A 22,466-nucleotide genomic window follows, 5' to 3' on the forward strand; every position below is an offset into this window, starting at 1 on the left:
TAGTATCGACGGCAATGCGGTGCACCGTATCGCGGCCAGGCGAGCTTCATGCCGGTGCGACGCTCCGGTGCCCGGCCCTTCCCTTTTCCAGGAGTCGACCATGTCAACTGATTCAACACCGCTCGCGCCGCCCGCGCACGGCGTCAAGCTCACGCAGGGGCTGATCCTGCTGTTCGCCTTCAGCTGCGGCGCGATCGTCGCGAACCTGTACTACGCGCAGCCGATCACCGAGCTCATCGCGCCGGGCCTGCACATGTCCGGCAACACGGCGAGCCTGATCGTGTCGCTGACGCAGATCGGCTACGCGCTCGGGCTGTTCTTCATCGTGCCGCTCGGCGACCTGCTCGAAAACCGCAAGCTGATGATCGTGACGGCCGTCGTGTCGATCGCGAGCCTCGCGGCGGCGGCGCTCGTGCGCACGCCCGGGCTCTTTCTCGCGATTTCGCTGCTGATCGGGTTCAGCTCGGTGGCCGTGCAGATCCTCGTGCCGCTCGCCGCGCACCTCGCGCCGGACCATTCGCGCGGCCGCGTCGTCGGCACGATCATGAGCGGGCTGCTGCTCGGCATCCTGCTGGCGCGGCCGCTGTCGAGCGTCGTGGCCGACGCGTTCGGCTGGCGCTTCGTGTTCGCGGCGGCGGCCGTGCTGATGACGCTCGTCACGGCCGTGCTCGCGCTGACGATTCCGTCGCGCCAGCCCGATCACCGCGCGACCTATTTCGAACTGATCGGCTCGCTGCTGCACCTCGTTCGCACGATGCCGGTATTGCGTCACCGCGCGCTTTACCAGGGCCTGATGTTCGCGTCGTTCAGCCTGTTCTGGACCGCCGTGCCCGTCGAGCTGACGCGTCACTACGGGTTGTCGCAATCGGCGATCGGCCTGTTCGCGCTGGTCGGCGCGATCGGCGCGACCTCGGCGCCGGTGGCCGGGCGCCTGGCGGATGCCGGCCATACGGTGCGCGCGACGCTGATCGCGCTCGTCGCCGGCGCGCTGGCGTATGCGGTCGGGTTCGTGCACGGCACCGGCCTGTACGGGCTCGTCGTCACCGGCATCGTGCTCGACTTCGCGGTGCAGATGAACATGGTGCTCGGCCAGCGCGAGATCTATGCGCTGCATGCGGCGAGCCGCAATCGGCTGAACGCGCTGTACATGACGAGCATCTTCGTCGGCGGCGCCGTCGGCTCCGCGCTCGCGAGCCCGCTGTACGCGCATGGCGGCTGGCCGCTCGTCGCCGCGGTGGCCGGCGCGTTCCCGATCGTCGCGCTCGCGCACTACCTGCTCGTCGGGCGGCCGCACGCACAACGTCACGCCGCGGGTTGACCCGCCGTCGCACGCCGAACCGATCCGTTCGCGGGGCGCGCCGCCGCCCCGCTCCCGTCGAACCACAGGAGTCCATCATGTCTTCCCTGCTCAGTGCTTACGATCTGCGCGGCCTCGCGCTGCCGAACCGCGTCGTGATGGGGCCGATGACGCGCTCGCGTGCGCCGTCGCGCGGGCTGCCCACCGAACTGATGGCCGAGTACTACGCGCAGCGCGCGTCGGCCGGCCTGATCGTGACCGAAGCCACCAACGTCAGCCCGGCCTCCGCGGCATTCGAGCTGACGCCGGGGCTGGTCGACGATGCGCAGGCCGCCGCCTGGAAAATCGTCACCGATGCCGTCCATGCGAACGGCGGGCGCATCTTCGCGCAGCTGTGGCATGGCGGGCGCGTCAGCTCGCTGACGCTGCTCGGCGGCGCCGCGCCGCTGTCGCCGTCCGGCGTGAACGACGACCTCGAACAGTTGCAGGTCTGGGCGCAGCTGCAGAATGGCTACTACACGAAGATTCATGCGACGCCGTCGCGCGCGATGACGACCGATGAAGTCGTCGCGACCGTCGACGAATTCCGGCAGGCCGCGGCACGCGCGATGGCCGCGGGCTTCGACGGCGTCGAGATTCATGCGGCCAACGGCTACCTGCCGCACCAGTTCCTGTCGTCGACGCTGAATCGCCGCGACGATCGCTACGGCGGATCGGTGGCGAACCGCGCGCGCTTTCTCGAGGACATCGTCGACGCGGTCGGCGGCGTGATGCCGCTGAGCCGCGTCGGCGTGCGGATCTCGCCGTACGCGAAATACAACAACGTGCGCGACGCCGATCCGGACGCGACGCTCGCATACGTCGGCCGGATGCTCGACGCGGCGGGCGTCGCCTATCTGCACGCGGCCGACACCAACGGCTGGAGCGGCGAACCCGATCTGCCTCGCATCGTCGAGCACGCGCGCCGGTCGTTCCACGGCACGCTGATCGTCAACGGCGGCATTTCACCGGAGGCGGCGAGCGCGCTGATCGACGCGGGCGACGCCGATCTCGTCGCGTTTGCGCGCGCGTATATCGCGAACCCGGATCTCGTCGAGCGCATCGCGGCCCGCGCACCGCTCGCGGAGCCGAAGTCCATCGGCTGGTACGGCGGCGAACGCGCCGGCTACGTCGACTACGCGCGGCACGACGCGGCGCAATCGCCCGCCTGACCAGTCCATTCAGCGCGCGCGGCCCGGCATGCCGGACGCCGCGTCGCGACGAGGCGCCTGTCGTGCGGCGGGTTGTCGATCAGCGGGCCGGCGCCGTCACGCGTCGTGCCAGCGCGCGCCGAGCACGCGTCCGCAGAAGTTCGGTCGATGAAAGTCGGGATCCGCCCGTTCGAGCGCGTCGGCACTCCACGTGCCGAACGTCGACAGCGGCCGGTGCTCGACGCCGCGCGCGAGCGTGGCGAGAAATGTTTCGCGAAAACCGCTGCCGCGCGGATAAGCCGCGAGCAGCGCCGCACGCTCGTCGGCGGTATAGGCGTCGAAGTCGGTCGCCATCAGGTCCGTCGACATCGCGCACGCCAGTGCGCAAGCCAGCGGCGACGCGCGGACGGCGACACCCGGCGTCGTATGCAGCGCGATCGCATGCCACACGTCGTCGCGCATGCGCTGCGGACGGCGATGCCGGATCAGCAGCGCGCGCGCGGCATCCGCCCCGTCGAGCTCGTAGCGTTCGGTCGAACGGCAATACGCCGGGCTCAGCCCCATGTTCGCGTACATCGCGGCGACGTACAGCGCGTCGGCGTCGCACGCGTCGCCTGCGCGCCGTGCGGCGAGCGACGCGAACACGAACACGCGCGCCGCATGATCGGCGAGCGCGGCGGGCAACGACGCGCGAACCGCGTCGGCCGCCTCGAGCGCAACGGCGGTGCGCGGAATGCGCACGCCGGCCACTTCGTCATTGCCGGCCGATGCGCGCGGGTGCGCAGCATTCATCCTGTCTCCTTCATGCCCCGCGCACGGGGCGGAAAATCGTTCAATGCATGGCGGCGCCCGGCGCCGCGCGGCACGCGCCGCTCAAAACGCGATACAGCCGCGGCCGAAGGCCCCGCAGCGCTCGGCGGCCGCACTCGCCGTCGGGTAGCGCGGCCGCGCGAAGCGGCGTCCGTGACCGCGCGCACGGCATGCGTCGCTGCCGGAAACCGCGCACGCGTCGCTCGCCGCCGCTCCGTGCGGCCGGGCACGCGCGTCGGCGCCCGCCGCGCCGGCGCCGACGCCCGCGGCGACCGGCGACCACGCGGGGCTGACGGGCGGCGGCGGCGGCGCAAGCGGCGAGAATTCCTGTTCCGCGTGCACGATCTTGCCGTCGACGACCGTCAGCACCGACGACAGCGTCGGGATGCGCCGCACATCGATCGTGAAGTAATCGTCGCTCAGCACCGCGAAATCGGCGTACCGGCCGGGCACCAGCGCGCCCTTGCGATGTTCGTCCGCGGAGAACCACGCGCTGCCGACCGTGTAGCGGCGCAGCGCCTCCATCCGGCCGAGCCGGTTGCGCGCCGGGTACAGCGCGGTGCCGCCCACGCTGCGCCCCGACACCATCCAGTACAGCGCGACGAACGGGTTGTAGCTCGCCGCGCCCATCGCGCCGGACCCCGCGCCGACCGGCAGCCCGGCCGCGAGCATCGCGCGGATCGGCGGCGCGCGCGTGGCCGCCGCCGCACCATGGCGCGCGATGAAGGCTTCGCCCTGGAACGCCATGCGCGGCTGCACGGTGATGCCGCCGCCCAGCGCCGCGACCCGCGCGATATTGGCGTCCGAAATCGTCTCGCAGCGGTCGAAGCACCAGCGCAGCCCGTCGAACGGCGTGTCGCGGTCCACCGCTTCGAACACGTCGAGGAAGCGGCCGATCGATTCGTCGTAGGTCGCCTGCAGCCGGAACGGCCAGCGATGATGCACGAGCAGCCGGACGATGGCCGCCAGTTCGACCTCGACGGACGCGGGCAGCGCGACGCGCGGTTCGAGGAAATTCCCCAGATCGACCGCCGAGAACAGCAATCGCTCGCCCGCGCCGTTCGCGCGCAGGAACGCGTCGCCGTCGCCGGGCGCGGTCAGCGCGATCCATTTCGCGAAGTCGTCGAGCTCCCGGCCGGCGTGCCGCGCGCCCAACGCGTAGGCGATGCGCGTCGTCAATTCGCCGCGCCGCGCGAGCGTCGCGACCGCCGCATAGTCGTCCGGATACGCGAGGCCGTCGCCGCCGGCGTCGATCGCGCTCGTCACGCCGACGCGGTTCAGCGCGCGCATGAACTGCCGCGTCGAGTTGACCCGGTCGGCCGCATCGAGCCTCGGCGCGCGTGCGAGCGCCGCGCCCAGCACCGCCGGGTCCGGACGCGCGAGCAGCAGCCCGGTCGGCTGCCCATGGAGGTCGCGCCGCAGTTCGCCGCCGGGCGGATCGGGCGTGTCGCGACCGTAGCCGAGCGCACGCAGCGCGGCCGCATTCAGCCACGCACTGTCGGCCAGATGCTGGACGAATACCGGCGTGTCGGGCGCGATCGCGTTGAGCTCGGCCGTCGTCGGGCCGCGCTTTTCCGCGAACTGCAGCGCGGTCCAGCCGCCCGCCACGCGCGCCCAGTGCGGCGCGGGCGTGCGTCGTACCTGCCGGCCCAGCAGCTCCAGCGCATCGGCCAGCGACGGCACGCCGTCCCAGCGCACCTCGAGGTTGAAGTTCATGCCGCCGCGGATCGCCTGCAGGTGCGCGTCGATCAGGCCCGGAATCACGGTACGGCCGTTCAGATCGATACAGGCGGTGTCGTCGCGCGCATGGCGCAGCACGTCGCGATCGTCGCCGGTCGCGACGATGGTCCCGTCCTTCACGGCGAGCGCACGGACGAACGAGCGTTGTTCGTCCTGGGTCGCGATCTTGCCGTTGAACACGACGAGGTCCGCCGAACGCGCGGGTTCCGTCGCTCTAAGCACCTTCGGGCCCCCCGTGCGCGCCTGCGCGCGACGCGGCGCGGGCCGCCCTGCTGCTCGTCGAACGCGGGAAAGCGGCCGTACCGCACGCATCGGCATGCATGCTGCGATCGCGCGGCCGCGCGGCCGTACCCGATTCGCGCATCGTCATGCCGCCTGCTGCGCCGCGTCGGCGGCATCGCGTCGCGCGCGCGTCAGGCTCGGCGCGAGCGGCGCGTCCGGACGGACGAAGTTCTGCACGCGCAGCAAGCGGCGCACGTCGTGGGCGCGCGAGTCCGGATCGAAGTGCCGAGCGACCCCGGCGACCAGCGCCGACGCCTGCGCGGTGTGCCCGCGCTCGATCAGGTGATCGGCGAGATCGAGCGAGCCGCGCAGCGCCCACATCGCGGCGCCCTGCGCGTTCGCGGTCTGGATCGCCATCTGCAGATGGCGATGCCCGTCGGCCTCGTACGCCGTGGCGAGATCCGCGCCGACGATGCGCGCCTGTTCCAGCATCGCGACGCCTCTCACGCGCAGCAGTTCGGGGACGAACAGGTGCTCGCCGTGCGCGCGGCAGCGTGCGAGCGTCGCGTCGAGCCGGGTGCACGCTTCGTCCGCGCGGCCGGTCCGCACGAGGCCCTCCGCGTATGCGACGGTCAACGGCGCGAGCACGCGCCGGAAGCCGCTCGCCTCGACGCGCCGCAGCGCGGGTTCGAGCCGGGCGAGGCCGGCGCCGGGATGGCCGGCCTGGATGTCGAACTGGCCGGTCAGGCATTCGGCGTGACTGCGCCAGATGTCGAAACCGTGCGCGTCGGCGGTCGCGCGCAGCGTCGCGAGATAGTCGGAGGTGATGTCGTGATCGCCGTAGCGCAGCGCGATCGGCACGGCGGCCGCGCCGAGCACGACGCACAGTGCGAGTGGCGACGGGTCGCGGCGCGCATGCTCGACCGCATGCGCGGCGACGCGCATCGCGTGCTCGGGCTCGCCCTGCATCCACAAAAGACGGATCAGCATCGTGCGCCCGAGCGTCGCGATGTCGACGCCCAGCGCGGCCTGCGCGCACGGCGGTTCGCCCGCGTCGGTCAGCTCGGCCGTCGCCGCTTCCAGCCGCTCGCGCGCCTGCGCATGCTCGCCGAAGTAATGCAGCGACGTCGCGACCATCGTGTTCGCCAGCAACCGCTGCGAGCGGTCGCCGCGCCGCTCGGCCGCCCGCTCGAAGCGCGTCGCGTAGCGCAGCGATTCGTGAATGTCCGACAGCGTCAGCATCGTGTTCCACAGCCCGACCAGCGCGCGCGCGTCGAATGCATCGTCGCCGATGTGCGCGGCGAGACCGAGCGTGCGGTGCCACATCGCGGCGGCGGCCAGTGCGTCGCCGTCGGTATGCAGCAGCGCCGACGCGCAGGCCGCCCGCAGCCGCATCTCGCGCGCGACGTCGACCGGGCCCGTGGCGTCCGTGTCCAGCCCGTCGAGTACCTGGCGCGCACGCGCCGTGCACGCGCGCATCCGCGACGGCTCCAGCAGCGCGCGCGCCAGCCGGTCGGGCTCGAGCATGCCTGCGGCTTCGGCGGCGTCCGTCGGTTCTTCAATCGGTTCTTCAGTCGCTTCGTCCACGGACGGCACGGCGGCGAGCGTCACGGAAGGCGCCGCGAGACGCGCGGGCGCCCGCTCGCGCTCGTACTCCGCATGGCGTGCGACGATGCGCTCGAACTCGCCTTCGTTGCGCAGTTTTTCCAGCGCGTACGCGCGCGTCGATTCGGTCAGCCGGTAGCGCGCATACGCGCCATCGAACTCGACGGTCACCAGCGATTTCGCCACCAGCTCGCCGAGCACCGCGATCATGTCCGCGGCCGAGGTGCCGGGCTCGGTCGCGACCGCGCGCGCGGCATCGAACGAAAACGGCCCGATGAAGCACCCCATCCGGCGAAACAGCGCGCGCGCGGCCCGGTCGAGCAGCACGTAGCTCCAGTCGAACGTCGCGCGCAGCGTCTGATGACGCGGCAGCGCCGAGCGCAGCCCGCCCGTCAGCAGGTTCAGCCGGTCGTCGAGACGCGACGCGACGACCGCGAGCCCGAGCGTCGCCACGCGCGCCGCGGCCAGTTCGATCGCGAGCGGCAGCCCGTCGAGGCGCCGGCAGATGTCGCCGATCAGCCGCATGCCGGCTTCGTCGACCGCGCAGTCCGGCGCGGCCGCGCGCACGCGTTCCAGGAACAGCTCGACGGCCGAACAACGGACGATTTCCGCTGCGGACGCGTTGCCGTCCGGCACCGCGAGCGGGCTCATGCGCAGCACCGCTTCGGCCGAGATGTGCAGCGGCTCGCGGCTCGTCACGAGCACGCGCAGCGAGCCGGCGCTCGACGTCAGCGTTTCGACGAGGCTCGCCACCAGATCGACGATGTGCTCCGCGTTGTCGAGCACCAGCAGGCAGCGCGACGTCGCGAACGCGTCGCCGATGCGGTCGATGGCGGGCACGCCGGGCGTATCGAGGCCGAGCTCGGCGGCGAGCGCGATCAGCATGTCGTCGCGCGTCGACGCGCGCGCCAGTTCCACGAACAGCACGCGCTCGTGCGCGCGGCTGCGCACGCCGTGCGCGACGCGCACCGCCAGACTCGTCTTGCCGATGCCGCCCGCGCCGACGAGCGTGACGACCGGCGTGCGTTCGAGCATGTCGACGATCTGCACGATTTCGGCGTCGCGCCCGACGAGCGGCGGGAGCGGCGACGACGCGAAGGCATCCGGCAGCGCCGCGCCGGCCTGCGGTACGGCGACGGCCGGCGCTTCGGCTTCGGCTTCCGCCTCGGCCGCGAGATCCGGGCCGGGCGACGCGCTCGCGACCAGCAGGTAGCCGCGCCCGGGCACCGTCTTGATCAGATCGCGGCTCGCGCCGAGCGCCTTGCGCAGCGTGGCCACATGCACCTGAAGCCGGTTTTCCTCGACGATCAGGCCCGGCCAGACCGCATCCATGATGTCGTCTTTCGACACGACCGAACCGCTCGCGCGGTGCAGGACTTCGAGAATGTCGAGCGCGCGCGCGCCGATGCGCAGCGACGCGCCGTGGCGGCGAATGTCGCGTTGCTCGAAGTCCACCGACAAAGTTCCGATCTGGATCATGGCCGCCTCCGGGTTCCTCGGGATGGCTGCCGAATGAACGCGGCAGTTCACCCGGCAGGAAGTCCATGTCCGGCGCACCCTTGCACCGGACGAAAATGTCGAATTCCGGACCGAGTGTAGACGGGCATGCCGTGAAAATCTTGAAGGAAAATGCGCTGCCCGCGCATTTCGCGCGGACGCGATCGGCACGATCACTTGCGTGTAAAAGTGGGGCGCTATACTCTGCCGGGCCGCGCGCGCAAGCCTTGCGCGGGGGGACGCACTCACCGCGCACACGCATTGAAAGCAATTTGTCAGGATGACGAGCGGACGTTTATGCAAATTCATTTTGAACGTTCGCGTGCGCATCTAAACTGGACTCGTCATTTCACTCTCCGAGTCCCTCGCTGGGGAATTCCATGTCAGACACCGTCATCGCCGCGCCGGTGGCAGCGCCTTCGCGGCGGCCGAAAGACACGCTCGGCTGCGTATCGAGCCTGCTGGCGAAGGATGTCGAGACGACATCCGGCGGCCTGAAGCTCCACCGCAAATGCATGCGCGAAGCGCACGTCGAACGCATCGAGATGCCCGCGTGCGACCGCGGCTTCCTGGTCGGCGTGTCGCTGAACGGCGGCCACCGCCGCACGCTCTACGGGCGCGCCGGCGCGAGCGAACGCCGGTTCGAGCATCACTCGATCTACATTCGCGATTTTTCCCGCCCTTTCCACGCGGATCTGTACGGCAACTTCGACTTCGTGCTGGTCGAGCTGCCGCATGCGTATCTCGAACGCGTCGGCCCCGAGCACGGCGGCCAATCGATCGGCGGCCTCGCGTGCCGCCCCGACGTCCGCGATCCGGTGCTCGGGCATCTCGCGCACGCGGTGGCCGACAGCCTCGACGCAGGCGGCCCGCTGAATGCGCTGTTCATCGAACAGGTCGGGCTCGCGATGGGCACGCATCTCGTGCGCCGCTACGGCAACGCGCGCACGCGCGAACTCGAACGCAAGGGCGTGCTGTCTGCCGCGAAGGTGGCGCGCGCGCAGGAGCTGTTGATGGAAAAGGCGGACGTCGGCGTGTCGATCGAGGAAGTGGCGAACGAATGCGACCTGTCGCGCGGTTATTTCATCCGCGCGTTCTCGCGCACCACCGGCCGCACGCCGCACCAGTGGCTGCTCGAACAGCGCGTGATGCGCGCGCGCGAGCTGATCGAGACGTCCGACATGACGCTGGCCGACATCGCGGTCGCGTGCGGCTTCTCGGACCAGAGCCATCTGAACCGCGTATTCGCGAGGATCGTCGGCTATCCGCCCGGCGTGTGGCGGCGCACCCGGTCGCACTGAAGCATATCGGCCTGGCGCCGCTCCTATCGATCAGCCTTCCCGGTAGTTCGCGAATTTGGATGTATGTCCGATGCCGGGATTGAAGCAATTGCACGGATCCAGGTCCATGTAATGCTGCTTCAACGCGGGTTTGGCGAAGTAGAGATGACCCACGTTGTGCTCCGCCGGGTATTCGGCCCCACGGCTGTCGAGGATCTTCCACATCTTGTGCTCGATCGACATCGGGTCGACCCCCTTCTTGACGATGTAGTCCTGATGAAACACATGGCACAAGAAGTGGCCGTAGTAGAGCTTGAGGATGAGCGGGCTCTGGATGTCGTCCGGGAGCGTTTCAAACCACGTCTTGCAATTCCGAGGCAACGCGATGTCCAGCGCCAGAATGTTCTCGACCTCTCGCGTGTGGACCGCGCGATACCGGTTGGCTGCGCCGGCTGCCGCGAATCGATGCAAGAACGCCTTGTCGCCTTCGTCGTCGGTACATTCGAAGAAACCACCGTCTCCGTCGGAAAAGAACTTCTCCAGGAATGACCTCGCCTCGGCGGCGCCGGCGGCCGAGACCTTCAGAAGAAGGTGGTGCTCATACTGACGGTGATAATCCTTGATACGCGCAGGGAGGTGACTCGGGAAGAGCCTGCCGAGCCCCTGCATGACCCGATCCGACAGGTGTGACGGCAGGAACGGGATTCGATCGAAGAACGCGTCGCACCTGGCTTTGATGGCAAAGAGCTTCGGCAGGAACGCCGTGCCAAGATAGTGAATCATCAGGAACGTATCCTTGCCATACTTCTCGGCGACGGCAAATGCGTCCCGGTGGAGATACTCTCCGGAGATCGGCATGTGCTCGAAGTCGGCCAGGACACGCCTGCGGATTTCGCTCAGTTCGTCGGCGCTGTTCGTGCCGATATAGAAGACCTTCGCGCCTTTCTCCACCGGGAAGGTATCGAGCCGCAGGGCAAACACCATCACCTTTCCCGCCGAGCCCGACGACTCGTAGAGCCGGGAAGGATCGGCATTGAATCGGGCAGGCGTAGGCTCGTCGATTTCGCGTACGTGCGAGACGTATTTGTGATCATGGCCGAACCCTGCATCATGACTGACGTCCGCGTCGGTGAAGGTGCCATCGTCCAGTTTCTTGAGGAGTTGCTCCTCGTCGCCATCCAGTGCGATGCCGAGGTGGTTGACAAGGTTGAGATTTCCGTCCGCATCGACGCGCGCATAAACCGACATTTGTGTGTATGCAGGACCACGTTGCACGAGTGCGCCGCCCGAGTTATTGCAGACGCCACCGAATACCGAGGCGCCGATACAACTCGAGCCGATGACGGAGTGCGGCTCTCTTCCCAACGGAAGAAGCAGGTTTTCGAGCTCGTACAAGGTTGCACCAGGCAAGCAAACGACCTGCTTTCCACCGTCGACCAAGTAGATTTTGTCGATCCGCGTCATGCTCACGATGACGATATCGCGATCATAGTCGTTGCCGTCAGGGGTTGAGCCACCGGTAAGACCCGTATTGGATGCTTGGGACAGAACGATAACGTTGGCTTCGACGCATGCCTTCAAGACGCGCCACTGCTCAACGAGGGAAGCAGGTCGTACGACTGCGAGAACCTTCCCGGCGCCAAAGCGAAAACCGGTGCGATAGCGGCGGGTGTCGCCGTCGGTCGTCAGCACGTATTGCTTCCCAACGACGGATTCGAGTTTCGAAAGAAGTTGGGTAGGGTCGGTGCGCTTGCCTAGGGTGGCTGCGGCTGGAAATTCGAGAGTTGTGGACACTCAATCGCTCCTGGTTCTAGGATGGGCCATCCAGTTGACGTCGGGCGGAATTCGTGGAGGCCAACGGGCTAAGCAGCGATCTGATTCGGAACCGACAATTTCGCCGCTGTACAGATCCTTCAGCCCGGCAAGATGCAGCCGGTCCTCGTCGGGTCGGTCACGCCTAAATTAGAGGACGCCTCCCCACCGACGACAACTTAATCGTTATGACGGAAACGCGCTGCCGCTCGATTTCCTGAACGGATGGGAAGGTCGAGCTTCGGCGTTCGTCAATGCACTCGACTGACATATCGATCGATCCCCCTATTCAGGGTCCGCGTAGCGTCGCGCGGATCGTGCCGCATGCCAATCGCAATGCCGCCTCGGTGGGCGGCGTGTCGGCGAGGCCATCGAGCACCGTGAAAGCGTGAATCGTGCCGAGGCAGCGAACCGCGCTGACGCGAACCCCGGCGAGCATCAGCTTGCGGGCGTAGGCTTCGCCGTCGTCGCGTGCGGCATCGTTTTCCGCTGTGACGATCAGCGCGGGAGGCAGGTCTTCGAGATCCGTGTAATTCGCGTTTAGCGGCGTCGCGATCATTTCGCCGAGGTTTTCGGACGGAAAGCGCGTCCGTGCGTGCATGCGCCCGGTGTGCGCGGTCAAGCCGGGATCGTCGGCGTATCTCGCTGCCGAGGCGCTCGCCGTGCTTGTGGAAAGCGTCGGACACAGCATGATCTGAAGCGCGATACGGGGACCGCGGCGCGCCTTGACGAGCAGCGCGAGGGTGGCGGCGAGATGACCGCCCGTGCCTTCGCCGGCGACGACAAGGGCGCCTGCGTCGAGATTCAATGCCCGTGCGTGCTCGTGCAGATGGACGAGCGCGGTCAACGCCTGCTCGTTTTGGGTCTGAAAGCACGCAGCGGGCGCGGACGTGTAATCGACCATCACGACGGCCGCCTCGGCGTCGGTGGCAATCCTGCGCGCGAGCCGGTCGTCGCTTTGGCGACCCGCGAGGCTCGCGCCGTCCGGCAGGAAGAGCACGGCGGGCAGCGGAGTCGGCGCCGCCTGCCGCGGTCGTACGATCCGTATCGTGAAGCCCGGGGCCGCGGCGCCAGCTTTCAGCGCGATTTCTTCGGCGTATATCGCGTCGGTCGCATCGCCGTTTGCCCATTCGCGCAGACGCTCTGCCGGAACCCCTGCCTCGGTGGCATGGTCGACGAACGATTGCGTTGCCGCATCGAGGACCGGATACGAGTCCGCGGATCTGATCAGGCCCGGTGCGGCGTCTTCGGGCAGACGGGCAGACGTGAAATCGTTCATGGGGCAGTTTCCGATGAGTGAGGCTTGCTTGTCGATCCGGCACCGTTGGCCGTCGACGGAACAAATTTTCATCGGATTCCCGCACGAGCGACAGTTAAGCGTTGCTAAGAGGCGTTAAGCCCGTGTCCAGCAAGGCGTTCCGGCGACTGACGCGCGCGTCGAGCCGATTTGCCGTCGCTTCATGTCCGCACACCGCGCATGGCCGCGGCCTCCTGCAAATGCACCCGTAACCACGACGGGGTGTCCGCCCGTCCTGCTTCGATCAATGCGTTCGCGCTCCCTGCATCGCCAGCGCGCGCGAACACTTCGAGTTGCATCGGGGTTGCGCCTGCCGGCGTGACAGGCCTCCCTTCGTGGATGGCCTCGAAGCCCTCGCCCCATTTGTCCCAATACGCGAGGCCGCGCCGGCGCGTGCGCTCGCGAAGCCGCGCGGTCCATTCGCGCGCGAGCGCCCCTTCGCCTTCCCATGTCGCGACGGCGATCGAGCCGATCGCGAGCCCATAACAGACGGTCAGATCGTGATCGATCGCGAGCGCCTCCGACGCGCAGTCGCGCGCGAGCGCCATTGCCGCGTCGGTATCGCCCTGCAGCCACAGAATGCGCATCAGAATGGCAATCGCAGCGATATGCGCGTCGACCTGCGCGTGATTCGCGTGCGTCGCGCGTACCGGGTCCTTGTCGCGAGCCATCACCGCTTCGATCAATGCGCGCGCGATATCGTGGTCCCCGAGGAAGTGATGCGACAGCGCGCACATCCGGTCGCCGGTTTGCGTCGCCGAAAAATCGCCCGTCCGTGCGGCGGCAGCGCGAAACGCACGCGCATGTTCGAGGCTTTCCGTGTACTCGCCCGCGAGCGTCCGATGCGCCCACACGCCCCACAGCATGCGCAATGCGAGCCGGTCGTCGCCGAGGCGCTGCGCGGCGGCCCGTGCGGCGTCGAACGCGTTCGCCATCTCCGCCGTCGGCCCACGCGTGTGCCACAGCGCGTGACCGTACGCGGCAAGCAGCTCGATATGTTGCTCCGCGCCCGCCAGCTCCGAGTTTTCCGCCGCGGCGATCGCGCGCTCGGCCATCCCGAGGAACTCGTGAGGAAGCGAAAGATGGAACCACAGCGGCGCCGTCGCGATCAGCAGGTCGATCGCGAGCTTCGCTTCGCCATCCCGGCCGGCCGCCCAATCGAACGCGGCTCGCACGTCGTCGATTCGCTGGCTGTGAATCGCGAGCCACTGACGCGGCGCCTTGCCTTCCCACGCCGCCACGGGGTCGGCAAAGATCGCACGGCAGTACGACGCATGGCGGCGGCGCGCGTCGTCGCGCTCACCCGCCTCTTCAAGTCGCATGGCCGCGTAATGGCGCGTCGTGTCGAGCAGACGATACGGATGGCCCGAATCGTCGATTGCGCAGGCGATCAGCGACTTGGCGATCAGGCCGGTGACGGCGTCGAAGGCGGCGAGGTCATCCACGTCGCCACCGGCCGCGACAGCCGCGGCGGCATCCATGCCGAAGGCGGCCCGCATGACCGAGAGGCGGCGCAGCACCTGGCGCTCCTCCGGCCGAAGCAACTCATAGCTCCAGTCGAGCGTTGCGCGCAGCGTCTGCTGGCGCGGAAGCGCCGTGCGGCGGCCCTGCGTGAGCAGCGCGAAGCGGTCGTCGAGCCGCGCTGCAATCGAATGCACGTCCATCAAGCCGACGCGCGCCGCCGCAAACTCGATCGCGAGCGGGATACCGTCGAGCCGTCGGCAAATATCGATAACGGGCCCCAGATTCGCGTCGCTCAACGCAAACCGGTCATTGGCGGCGCGCGCCCGATCGTGAAACAGCGCGATCGCCGGGAACTGCATGGCGTCGTCGAGGCTCACGCCTGCGTCCGTGCCGGGCGACGGCAATGCGGCGAGGCGATGGACGGATTCGCCTTCCGCGCGCAGCGGCTCGCGGCTCGTGACCAGCAGATGCACGCCGGACGCGCCTTGCAGCAGTTGCTCGGCGAGCACGGCAACGGCATCGATCAGATGCTCGCAGTTATCCAGCACCAGCAGCACCGGCGACGCCCCAAGCGCCTGGATAAGGTCGGGTACCGGATCGCCGCTGGAGACGGCAACGCCGAGCGCCGACGCGATCGTGCTGGCCGCGCTCGCGGCCGCGGAAACCGGCGCGAAATTGACGAACACGGCGCGCATGCCGGTGCGCTGTGCGAAGCGATGCGCGACAGCGACGGCGACGGTCGTCTTGCCCATGCCTCCCGGGCCGGCGATGGTGAGCAAGCGTCGCTCGGGCAGGTGGTCGGTCAGCCCTGCGATGACATCCTCACGGCCTATCACGCGAGCGAGCGTGACCGGGAGACCGCGTGACCCGCTTTCGGACCCGGTCGAAGGCTGGGCCGCGTGCATCGGAGGCCGTGCTGCGGCAGGGTCCACTGTTTCGGCACGGGTAACGGGCGCCGCGAAACGATAGCCGCGTCCGGGTTCATTGACGATGTAACGCGCACCGTCCGGTCCGTCACCGAGCACCTTGCGCAGCGCCGACAGATGCACGCGCAGCGCGCCTTCCTCGACGACGTTGTCCACCCAGACGCTGTCGCACAGATTGCGCGTCGACACCAGCGCGCCCGCCTGCTCGACAAGTACGACGAGAATATCGAGCGCGCGGCTACCGATTTTCAGCGGCGTACCGTCCTTGAGCAGGATTCGTTGCGGGAATTGCAGCGTGAAAGGGCCGAACGCGAGGCTGTAAGGAGCGGTCATCGAGAGCGTCATCGCGCGGGTTGAGGGTCGGCCAATACGGTGCACTCGGCGCGCACATTGACGCAACAACAGCCAATCATTGCTCAAAAGCGCAGTACGCGCCCTTAAAAGATCTTAAAAAAACCCGCTTTGTTGCGGCCCGTGAGGATTGGCGCGGATCCGGGCGCCGGCTTAGCAACGCTTAACAAGTCGTAACTGGCCCGATGCGCGTCTGCCCGCCAACATGGCTCCATGCAAGCCAATCAATGATCGGAGGTCGAGATGGAGCGTCTGAAAGCGCTGGAGGTATTCAAGGCAGTGGCGGACCACGGCAGTTTCACGCGGGCAGCGGACGCCACCAATCTTGGCGTACCGTCGGTGAGCCGCGCGGTGCAGGATCTTGAAACGATGCTCGGTGTGCAGCTCTTCAACCGGACCACGCGCCGCGTCGCGTTGACGACGGCGGGCCATGCGGTGCTGGAGCGCGTCACGGGCGTTCTGTCCTCCTATGAGGAACTCGCGCGTACCGGCAGCGACGAAGCCGGCGATTGCGCGGGGAACGTCCGCATCGAGGTGCCGGCAATCTTCGATACCGCCCGCCTCACTTCCGTCCTGGTCCGCTTCATGCGCGCCTGGCCGAAAGTACGGGTCGACGTGCGGCGCGTCGACCATCTGGCCGACACGCTCGGCGATCTTGCAGACCTCGCGATCGTCGTCGGGCGCTCGGCGCCGTCGTCGTGCATCGCGCGATCGCTCGCGGCCGTGCCGCTCGGGCTCTATGCGAGCCCTGCCTGGCTCGAACGGACCAACGCTCTCGCTCACCCGCTGGATGTGCCTGCCGAAGCTTGCCTCGCGACGGGCGCGCAGCATTCGGTATGGACACTCAGCCATGCAGCATCCGGCGAGTGTGTGTCGCTTGGCGCGCGCGCGGCGCTGCGCACGAATTGTCCTCATGCGCTGCTCGCGGCGGCCGTCGACGGCGAGGGAGTAGCCATCCTGCCCAGCCAGCTCGCACAAGCGGCGCTCGATCGCGGCGAACTCGTGCGTGTGCTCGATGCGTGGCAGGTGGCGCCGCTGGAAGCCTGTCTCGTTTACCGGTCCAGACGCAATCTCCCCGCGCGGGTGCGCAAATTGACCGAGTATTTGCTCGACGCCTTCGGCGAGCAGCGCGACGAGGCGGGTGCAATGGCGGCTGTACCGAACATGGCCCGGATGGCAGCGACGCAGGCGACGCTCACGCCGTGCGCAGCTTGACGAAGATTTTGCCGATACGAATGCAGGGGAAACAACGAAATGACGGTTGATTTTGCTGGATGTGTGCTGGACGTGTCGTCGCGGTATCTCGGACTCGCGATCAAGAACCGGACGGTAGTGACTTCCGTCGAAGCCGGATCGGGACACGCCACGCGCGTGAGCGATTCACGTCGTGGCGCGTCGTCCTACAGAATGCCGCAGCGTGCGCATGTCGCCACGGACGTGGCCTCGCCGATGTCGTCGGCCGTCAGAGGAGCGACGTGACGGCATTTTCGTCACCGCACCGGCGTCGCGTCGTAGTTCACCGGCACCCAGTCGTATTGCGCACCGTCCCGGCGCAGGTGGCCAAGCCCGGGAAACGCGATATGCGCGGCGCCGACGAGATAGCGTCGATCGGCGACGCGCTTCAGCGTATCCCGCCGCGTGCGGCGTGCAGTGGCGGCATCGCTGTCGTACTGGACCGTCGCATCGACGTCGCGCAACTGGATCGCCGCCACGTGCACGATGTCGCCCCACGCGAGCAGGCCCGCATTGCCGCTCTCGATCAGATAAGCCGTATGCCCCGGCGTATGGCCGGGCATCGGCACCGCGCGAATGCCGGGCGCGAGCGTCGCGTCGCCGCGAAACGTCTTGAAGCGGCCAGCCGCGACATAAGGGGCGACCGCCGCGGCGGCCGCATCGAAGAACGACGCGAGGAACGCCGGCGCGTGCGCCTTGTTGGCCGGATCGAGCCAGTACGCGGCCTCCACCGCGTTCACCCGCACGACGGCATTCGGAAACGTCATCGCGCCGTTCGACGCAATGCCGCCCACGTGATCCTTGTGCAGGTGCGTGAGCAGCACTTCGTCGATCTGCGCGGGCGCGTAGCCGGCCGCGCGCAGGTCGTCGAGCAGCTTGCCGCAGCAGTCGCCGTACAGCGTACCGGCGCCCGCATCGACGAGGATCCGCTTCGACCCGGTATCGACCAGGAACGCGTTGATCGACCCTTGCACGGGCGGCTCCAGGAACGCGCGGTCGAGGTCGCGCCGGATCTCGTCCTTCGAGATGTCGCGAAACACCGTGTCGACCGGAAACGGATGGGTGCCGTCGGACAGCGCGATCACCGTGAAATCGCCGATCTTCTGTCGATAGAAGCCGGGGGGCTGCTGGCCCGCCGCAGGGGCTGGCGCCGTGGATTGCGCTTCGGGTTGCGCATTGGCGTGCGCGTTGGGCTGCACGCCGGCCTGCGCGAAAGCCGCAGGCGCCAACAGGCCCGCGCACCCGGCCACGATCAGCAAACGGGCCGCCTGCGCAACGCACGCGTGCCGGAACAGGGTCTTCATATGTTCTCCGTGAGAAACCGTGCGCGCGCCCGGTCACGAATGGAACGGTCCGTGCGACACGCGATGTGGCGCAGCTTATCGGGCGCCTTCGCGAAAATCCCGCGCGGCGCCTGAATTGTCCTGAAGACCCGGCACGCGCGCGCGGCCGCCGCACCGGCCGGCGCTAGAATGCGAACCGCATGCAACACGACGTGACGACCTGCACCGAGGCGACCCATGGACAAATTCTCCGCGCTGCGCGCCTTCGTCGAAGTAGCGGAAGCCGGCGGCTTCTCGAGCGCGGGGCGCCGGCTCGATCTCGCCGCTTCGTCGGTGGTGCGCGCGGTGGACGCGCTCGAGGCGTCGCTCGGCACCGTGCTGCTGAACCGCACGACGCGGCAGGTCACGCTGTCCGACGCGGGCGCCGTCTACTATGCGCGGGCGAAACGCGTGCTCGGCGAACTCGCCGATGCCGACGCGCTGGTGGCCGACCGCGGCGACGCGCCGTCCGGCCCGCTGCGCGTGTCGGTCCCGGTCGCCTACGGGCTGCGCCGCATCGCGCCGCACGTCGCCGCGTTCGTCGCGCGCCATCCGAAGCTCGACCTCGACCTGCAGCTCACCGACGAACGCGTCGATCTCGTATCCGCCCGGATCGACGTCGCGATCCGGCTCGGCGACGCGGCCCCGACCGCGGACGTCGTCGCGCGGCCGCTCGGCACGTTCCGGCGCTACGTGGTCGCGAGCCGCGCCTACCTCGACGCGCACGGCACGCCCGCGACCCCGGGCGAACTGGTCGATCACGCGTGCCTGCGCTTTCATTTCGGCGTCGACCAGCAGACGTGGACGTTCGTGGGCGCGCAACGCACGACGCAGGTCGTCGTCACCGGGCGGCTGAAATCGAACCACAGCGAAGTGCTGCGCGAGGCCGCGCTGGACGGCGCCGGCATCGCGCTGCTGCCCGACTGGCTGGTCGATACGGACCTCGAAGCCGGCCGCCTGCAACGGCTGTTCGATCAGTACGACGTGACGCCGGGCTCGGCGCGCGCGGTGATCACCGCGCTGTACCTGCCGAACCAGCGCGGCTCGAAGCGCGTCACCGCGTTCATCGATTTCGTCGAATCGCTCGCTCGCGCGCAGCCCTGATACGGGCGACGCGCGGCGATGCCATGCGTCACCAGCCGAACTTCGCTTCCATCCCGACGTAGTCGGCGTTGCGTGCGCCGAGTGCGCGAATCGACGAGCCGAGCTGGAAGTGCACGGCTTCGAGCGCGAGCGCGACGTTCGCGTTCACGAGCCAGTCGACGCGCGCCTGCGCGTACATCCCCGTCCACGCGCCGCCCTTGCCGGCCGTGCCCGGCACCGCCGACATCCCCTGCCCGTAGATCGCGTCGGCCGTCGTTTGCCGCCACTGGAAACCAACCGCGGTGAGCACCGTCACCGAGCTGGCCGGCTTGAACGTCAGCGACGGCTTCACGTGGATCAGGTTGCTGTACCCGGTATAGCCGGCGAGCGTGAAGTAATAGCCGTTCGGAAACATCGGGTTGAACGTGCCGACGCGCCGGTCGCCCGGATGCGCGTCGCCCGATGCGCCGTCGACCTGGATGCCGATGCGCGGCGTGCCGGCCGTCTTCGCGAACGTGTAGCCGCCCAGCGCGCCGAACGCCCATGCGCCGATCGTGTCCTGCCCGACGTGGCCGGTCTGCAGCATCGCCTCGACGTCCCAGTCGACCCCGTCGGCCTTGCCCGCGTAACGCATGTCGAACACGTCGCGCCGTTCGGTGCCGGACGCATCCGGATAGCGCGCGTTGTCGCGCGTATAGCGCGACCAGTACGCGGACAGATCGCCGGGCCCCGTGCCGGTGCGCTCGACGCGCACGCCGTCGAATCGCAGGTGGCGGTTCGACACGTCGTCGAACACGGCCGCATTGCGATACTGCACCGGGCGCGTCACATAACCGATCAGCCGCCATTTGCCGATTTCGTAATCGGTCCACAGTCCGTCGTACGCCTGCCGCACGTTCGGGCCGTCGCGCACCGACACGAAGCGCTGCAAGTCGAACGCCATCTCCTGCCGGCCGATCCGCGTCTTGAACGTGCCCGGCCCCAGTTGATCGACGTACGCGACGAATGCCTGCTCGAGGTCGAGCTGATCCTTGTCGACCGGGCCGACCGTGTCCTTGCCGAACGGCCGCGCATCGACGAACTGCACGAACGCCTGGAAGTGCCCGCGATAGCGCAGGTCCGCGTGCACGTTCGCGCGCTGGATCACGTAGTTGTCGTCGTGCGCGGCGCCGAGGCCGAACAGCGGCGCGTTGTTCAGTTCGAAGCGCTCGCGCAGGTTCGCGCCGAGCGACAGGTAGGTCGACGGATCGTCGCCGAGCCGTATGTATTTCAGCGCGTCGAACGGCTTGCGCGGCACGCACGGATTCGCGAGCACCGACCAGTCTTCCTGCCAGCGGTTGAACAGCACCGTCGGGCGTTTCGCGGTGCACGCCGCCGCGGCGGCAGCCGGCGACGCGGCCGCGCCGGCCGCCGTCACACCGGCATCGGCCTCCGCGCCGACGGCCGAACCCGCATGCAACGCGGCGCCGCCCGCCAGCACGACGCACGGCAGCGCGCCGCGCCACGATCGCTTCATCGGCCGGCGCACCGTCATTTCGACCGCGCGTGGATTTCGGCGACGTAGCCGCCCGGGAACTGCACGAGCGCCGCGTCGCGGCCGTCCGACTTGAACGGCGGCACCAGCACCGTCACGCCCGCGGCTTCGGCCTGCTTCAGCGTCGCGGCGAGATCGGCCACTTCGTAGCCCGTCATTTCACGCCCGAACGGGTACGGCAGGTGGCCGTCGGTCGCGAGCACGGTCATCTTGCCGAAGCCCGATTCGATGCGAATGCGGCGGTACGTGTCGTTCGGCCGGCCGATCTCGATGCCCGGCGCATGGCGCACATCCGACACGATCTTGCCGTGCGAGAACGCGGCGAAATTGCGTGCGAGCTTGCTCGCGCTTTCCGGCGACACGTACACGCGATTCTCCGGCACCGTCTGCAGCGCGTCGTAGTTCGGCGCCTGCGTATGCCAGTACAGCTGCATGTTCACGCCGCCCGGCCAGCGAACGATCGCGTCGCGCCCGATCGGATCGGGGAACGTCGATACGACGATGTCCGCGCCATGCGCGCGCGCCGACTTCACCGCGACGTCCATGTCGGTCACGAGATAGCCGGTGCGTTCCTCGCAGAACGGATACGGAATCGGCGTCTTGAAGCCGAACACAGAGATCGTGCCGACCGGCGTCAGCACGAGCTGCGACATCGTCTGGCTGGGCGTCGGCGTGACCTGGAACACACCCTGCTTCGACTTCTTGCCGCCGAACGTCGCGACGAAGCTGTCGGTGAAGCGGTCGAAGTCTTCGGGGGCGACGCACACGTGCGTCGTGTCGTACTGCGGGCCGACCGCAATGGCCGGCGACCGCGCCGCGGCGGCCGGCGACGCGATGTCGTCGAGGTGGGTTTCGTCGGCGAGCGCCGGCGCGCCGGCCAGCAGCGCGGCGAGCACGGCCGACGCCGCGGCGGTGATGCTCAGCATGTTGCGCAGGTTCAATGAATTCATTGGTTTTCTCCTTGATGGTGATGCGCGCGGCCCGGCGCCGCGTGCGGATTCAGCGGGATACAGGCCGCTCGTCCGGGCGCCCCGAACGACAGGCGAGAAAGATGCGCACCGCGAGCAGCCGCGTGCGCCGCAATCGGGCGCGCGCGGCTTCCCGCTCGACGGCAGACGGCGCAGACTCGTCGTTTCGGCACGGTCGTCGCAACGTCACCGACTGGCGGAAACGCTGCCAGCCTGGTTTCGCCTATCGTTGAGCACGGTGACGAGGACGAGCCCACCGATCAGTCCCAGATGTTCGAAAAATGCGTTAAGCGCCATGAAGCGCGCAGCGCCCGTCATGTTCCAGAAGTCGGCGGCCACCAGCATCGCGACGAGGGTCAATACACCGAGGCCACCCGCCCCGAGCCACGTGAAACGCCGCGACAGCACGCACAGTGGCCCGCCGATCTCGACCACGATCGCCATCGCCGCCCACACCGACCCGGGGTGCAGGCCGAAGTGCGCCTGCTCCGCGGCGGCCGCATTGAAATCCAGCAGCTTGTACATGCCCGCGATCAGATACGCGGACACCAGCATCAGACGCGCGACCGGCAGCACCCATGGCTGCGACAGCAGCGCACGGACCCACGCCGGGGAGTCGTAAGTGGTATCCATCGTCATATCAGATCGCCCAGCACGAGCACCCGAATGCACCCCAGAAGCCCTTCGCGTCGGACGTCGGCAACGCGTTTGCCCATGCGTTCGCGTGCGCATGCTGGTGAACGTTGCATTCGTTCGCGCAGGCGCACATCGCGGCGGCCGCCGCGCGCTGCAGCGGCGCGCCGTTGCGCTGCGTCGCGCCCCAGCCGCCATAGCC

General features: G+C 68.5%; 15 protein-coding genes and 1 pseudogene. 5 read left to right on the forward strand and 11 right to left on the reverse strand.

Annotated elements, in window-relative coordinates; all coding sequences use genetic code 11:
* Positions 1-100: 100 nt before the first annotated feature.
* Positions 101-1,318 carry an MFS transporter gene (locus tag HWX07_RS09510; RefSeq protein ID WP_175876119.1) on the forward strand — a complete coding sequence of 406 codons (1,218 nt, stop codon included), beginning with the start codon at positions 101-103 and terminating at the stop codon, positions 1,316-1,318.
* A gap of 77 nt (positions 1,319-1,395) precedes the next feature.
* Complete coding sequence (locus HWX07_RS09515) at positions 1,396-2,508, forward strand: alkene reductase (RefSeq protein ID WP_175876120.1); 1,113 nt, start codon at positions 1,396-1,398, stop codon at positions 2,506-2,508.
* A 96-nt stretch (positions 2,509-2,604) separates the two neighbouring features.
* On the opposite strand, the gene HWX07_RS09520 is transcribed toward HWX07_RS09515, so the two are convergent.
* The 3 genes from HWX07_RS09520 to HWX07_RS09530 form a co-directional block, all read right to left on the reverse strand.
* Positions 2,605-3,279: a phosphohydrolase gene (locus tag HWX07_RS09520; protein ID WP_175876121.1), complete on the reverse strand. Its 675-nt coding sequence runs from the start codon at positions 3,277-3,279 to the stop codon at positions 2,605-2,607.
* An 81-nt stretch (positions 3,280-3,360) separates the two neighbouring features.
* Positions 3,361-5,259, reverse strand: a complete 1,899-nt coding sequence (locus HWX07_RS09525; protein WP_175876122.1) for an amidohydrolase — start codon at positions 5,257-5,259, stop codon at positions 3,361-3,363.
* A gap of 144 nt (positions 5,260-5,403) precedes the next feature.
* The gene (locus HWX07_RS09530; RefSeq protein WP_175876123.1) at positions 5,404-8,343 is read right to left on the reverse strand and encodes a winged helix-turn-helix domain-containing protein; all 2,940 of its coding nucleotides are present in this window, start codon (positions 8,341-8,343) and stop codon (positions 5,404-5,406) included.
* A 398-nt stretch (positions 8,344-8,741) separates the two neighbouring features.
* Between HWX07_RS09530 and HWX07_RS09535 the strand changes: the two genes are divergently transcribed.
* On the forward strand, positions 8,742-9,662 hold the full coding sequence (locus HWX07_RS09535; protein ID WP_175876124.1) for an AraC family transcriptional regulator: 921 nt from the start codon (positions 8,742-8,744) through the stop codon (positions 9,660-9,662).
* A gap of 30 nt (positions 9,663-9,692) precedes the next feature.
* Here HWX07_RS09535 and dld read toward each other — a convergent pair whose 3' ends face one another.
* From dld to HWX07_RS09550, 3 genes are all read right to left on the reverse strand, one after another.
* Entirely contained in the window at positions 9,693-11,435 is a 1,743-nt protein-coding gene (gene dld, locus HWX07_RS09540; RefSeq protein ID WP_175876125.1) for a D-lactate dehydrogenase, read from the reverse strand.
* A gap of 307 nt (positions 11,436-11,742) precedes the next feature.
* Positions 11,743-12,732, reverse strand: coding sequence for an alpha/beta hydrolase fold domain-containing protein (locus HWX07_RS09545; RefSeq protein WP_175876126.1), 990 nt, complete (start codon positions 12,730-12,732; stop codon positions 11,743-11,745).
* Between the two features lie 179 nt (positions 12,733-12,911).
* Positions 12,912-15,473: a winged helix-turn-helix domain-containing protein gene (locus HWX07_RS09550; RefSeq protein ID WP_175876127.1), complete on the reverse strand. Its 2,562-nt coding sequence runs from the start codon at positions 15,471-15,473 to the stop codon at positions 12,912-12,914.
* A gap of 261 nt (positions 15,474-15,734) precedes the next feature.
* Between HWX07_RS09550 and HWX07_RS09555 the strand changes: the two genes are divergently transcribed.
* Complete coding sequence (locus tag HWX07_RS09555; protein WP_175876128.1) at positions 15,735-16,706, forward strand: LysR family transcriptional regulator; 972 nt, start codon at positions 15,735-15,737, stop codon at positions 16,704-16,706.
* Positions 16,707-16,981: 275 nt separating this feature from the next.
* Here HWX07_RS09555 and HWX07_RS09560 read toward each other — a convergent pair whose 3' ends face one another.
* Positions 16,982-18,028, reverse strand: coding sequence for an MBL fold metallo-hydrolase (locus tag HWX07_RS09560; RefSeq protein ID WP_175876129.1), 1,047 nt, complete (start codon positions 18,026-18,028; stop codon positions 16,982-16,984).
* 216 nt (positions 18,029-18,244) lie between these two features.
* Here HWX07_RS09560 and HWX07_RS09565 point away from each other — a divergent pair, with 216 nt between their 5' ends.
* Positions 18,245-19,150, forward strand: a complete 906-nt coding sequence (locus HWX07_RS09565) for a LysR family transcriptional regulator (protein ID WP_175876130.1) — start codon at positions 18,245-18,247, stop codon at positions 19,148-19,150.
* Between the two features lie 28 nt (positions 19,151-19,178).
* Here the strand turns inward: HWX07_RS09565 and HWX07_RS09570 are convergent, their stop codons facing one another.
* The 4 genes and pseudogenes from HWX07_RS09570 to HWX07_RS09585 form a co-directional block, all read right to left on the reverse strand.
* Positions 19,179-20,645 (reverse strand): alginate export family protein, encoded by a 1,467-nt coding sequence (locus tag HWX07_RS09570; protein WP_175876131.1) that lies wholly within the window; start codon positions 20,643-20,645, stop codon positions 19,179-19,181.
* Positions 20,646-20,659: 14 nt separating this feature from the next.
* Complete coding sequence (locus HWX07_RS09575; RefSeq protein WP_175876132.1) at positions 20,660-21,613, reverse strand: glyoxalase; 954 nt, start codon at positions 21,611-21,613, stop codon at positions 20,660-20,662.
* A gap of 204 nt (positions 21,614-21,817) precedes the next feature.
* Entirely contained in the window at positions 21,818-22,270 is a 453-nt protein-coding gene (locus HWX07_RS09580) for a DoxX family protein (RefSeq protein WP_175876133.1), read from the reverse strand.
* A 1-nt stretch (position 22,271) separates the two neighbouring features.
* A pseudogene (locus HWX07_RS09585) lies at positions 22,272-22,466 on the reverse strand (amidohydrolase); the annotation flags it as partial.

Source organism: Burkholderia sp. BCC0097, assembly GCF_902832985.1.
Classification (GTDB): domain Bacteria; phylum Pseudomonadota; class Gammaproteobacteria; order Burkholderiales; family Burkholderiaceae; genus Burkholderia; species Burkholderia orbicola.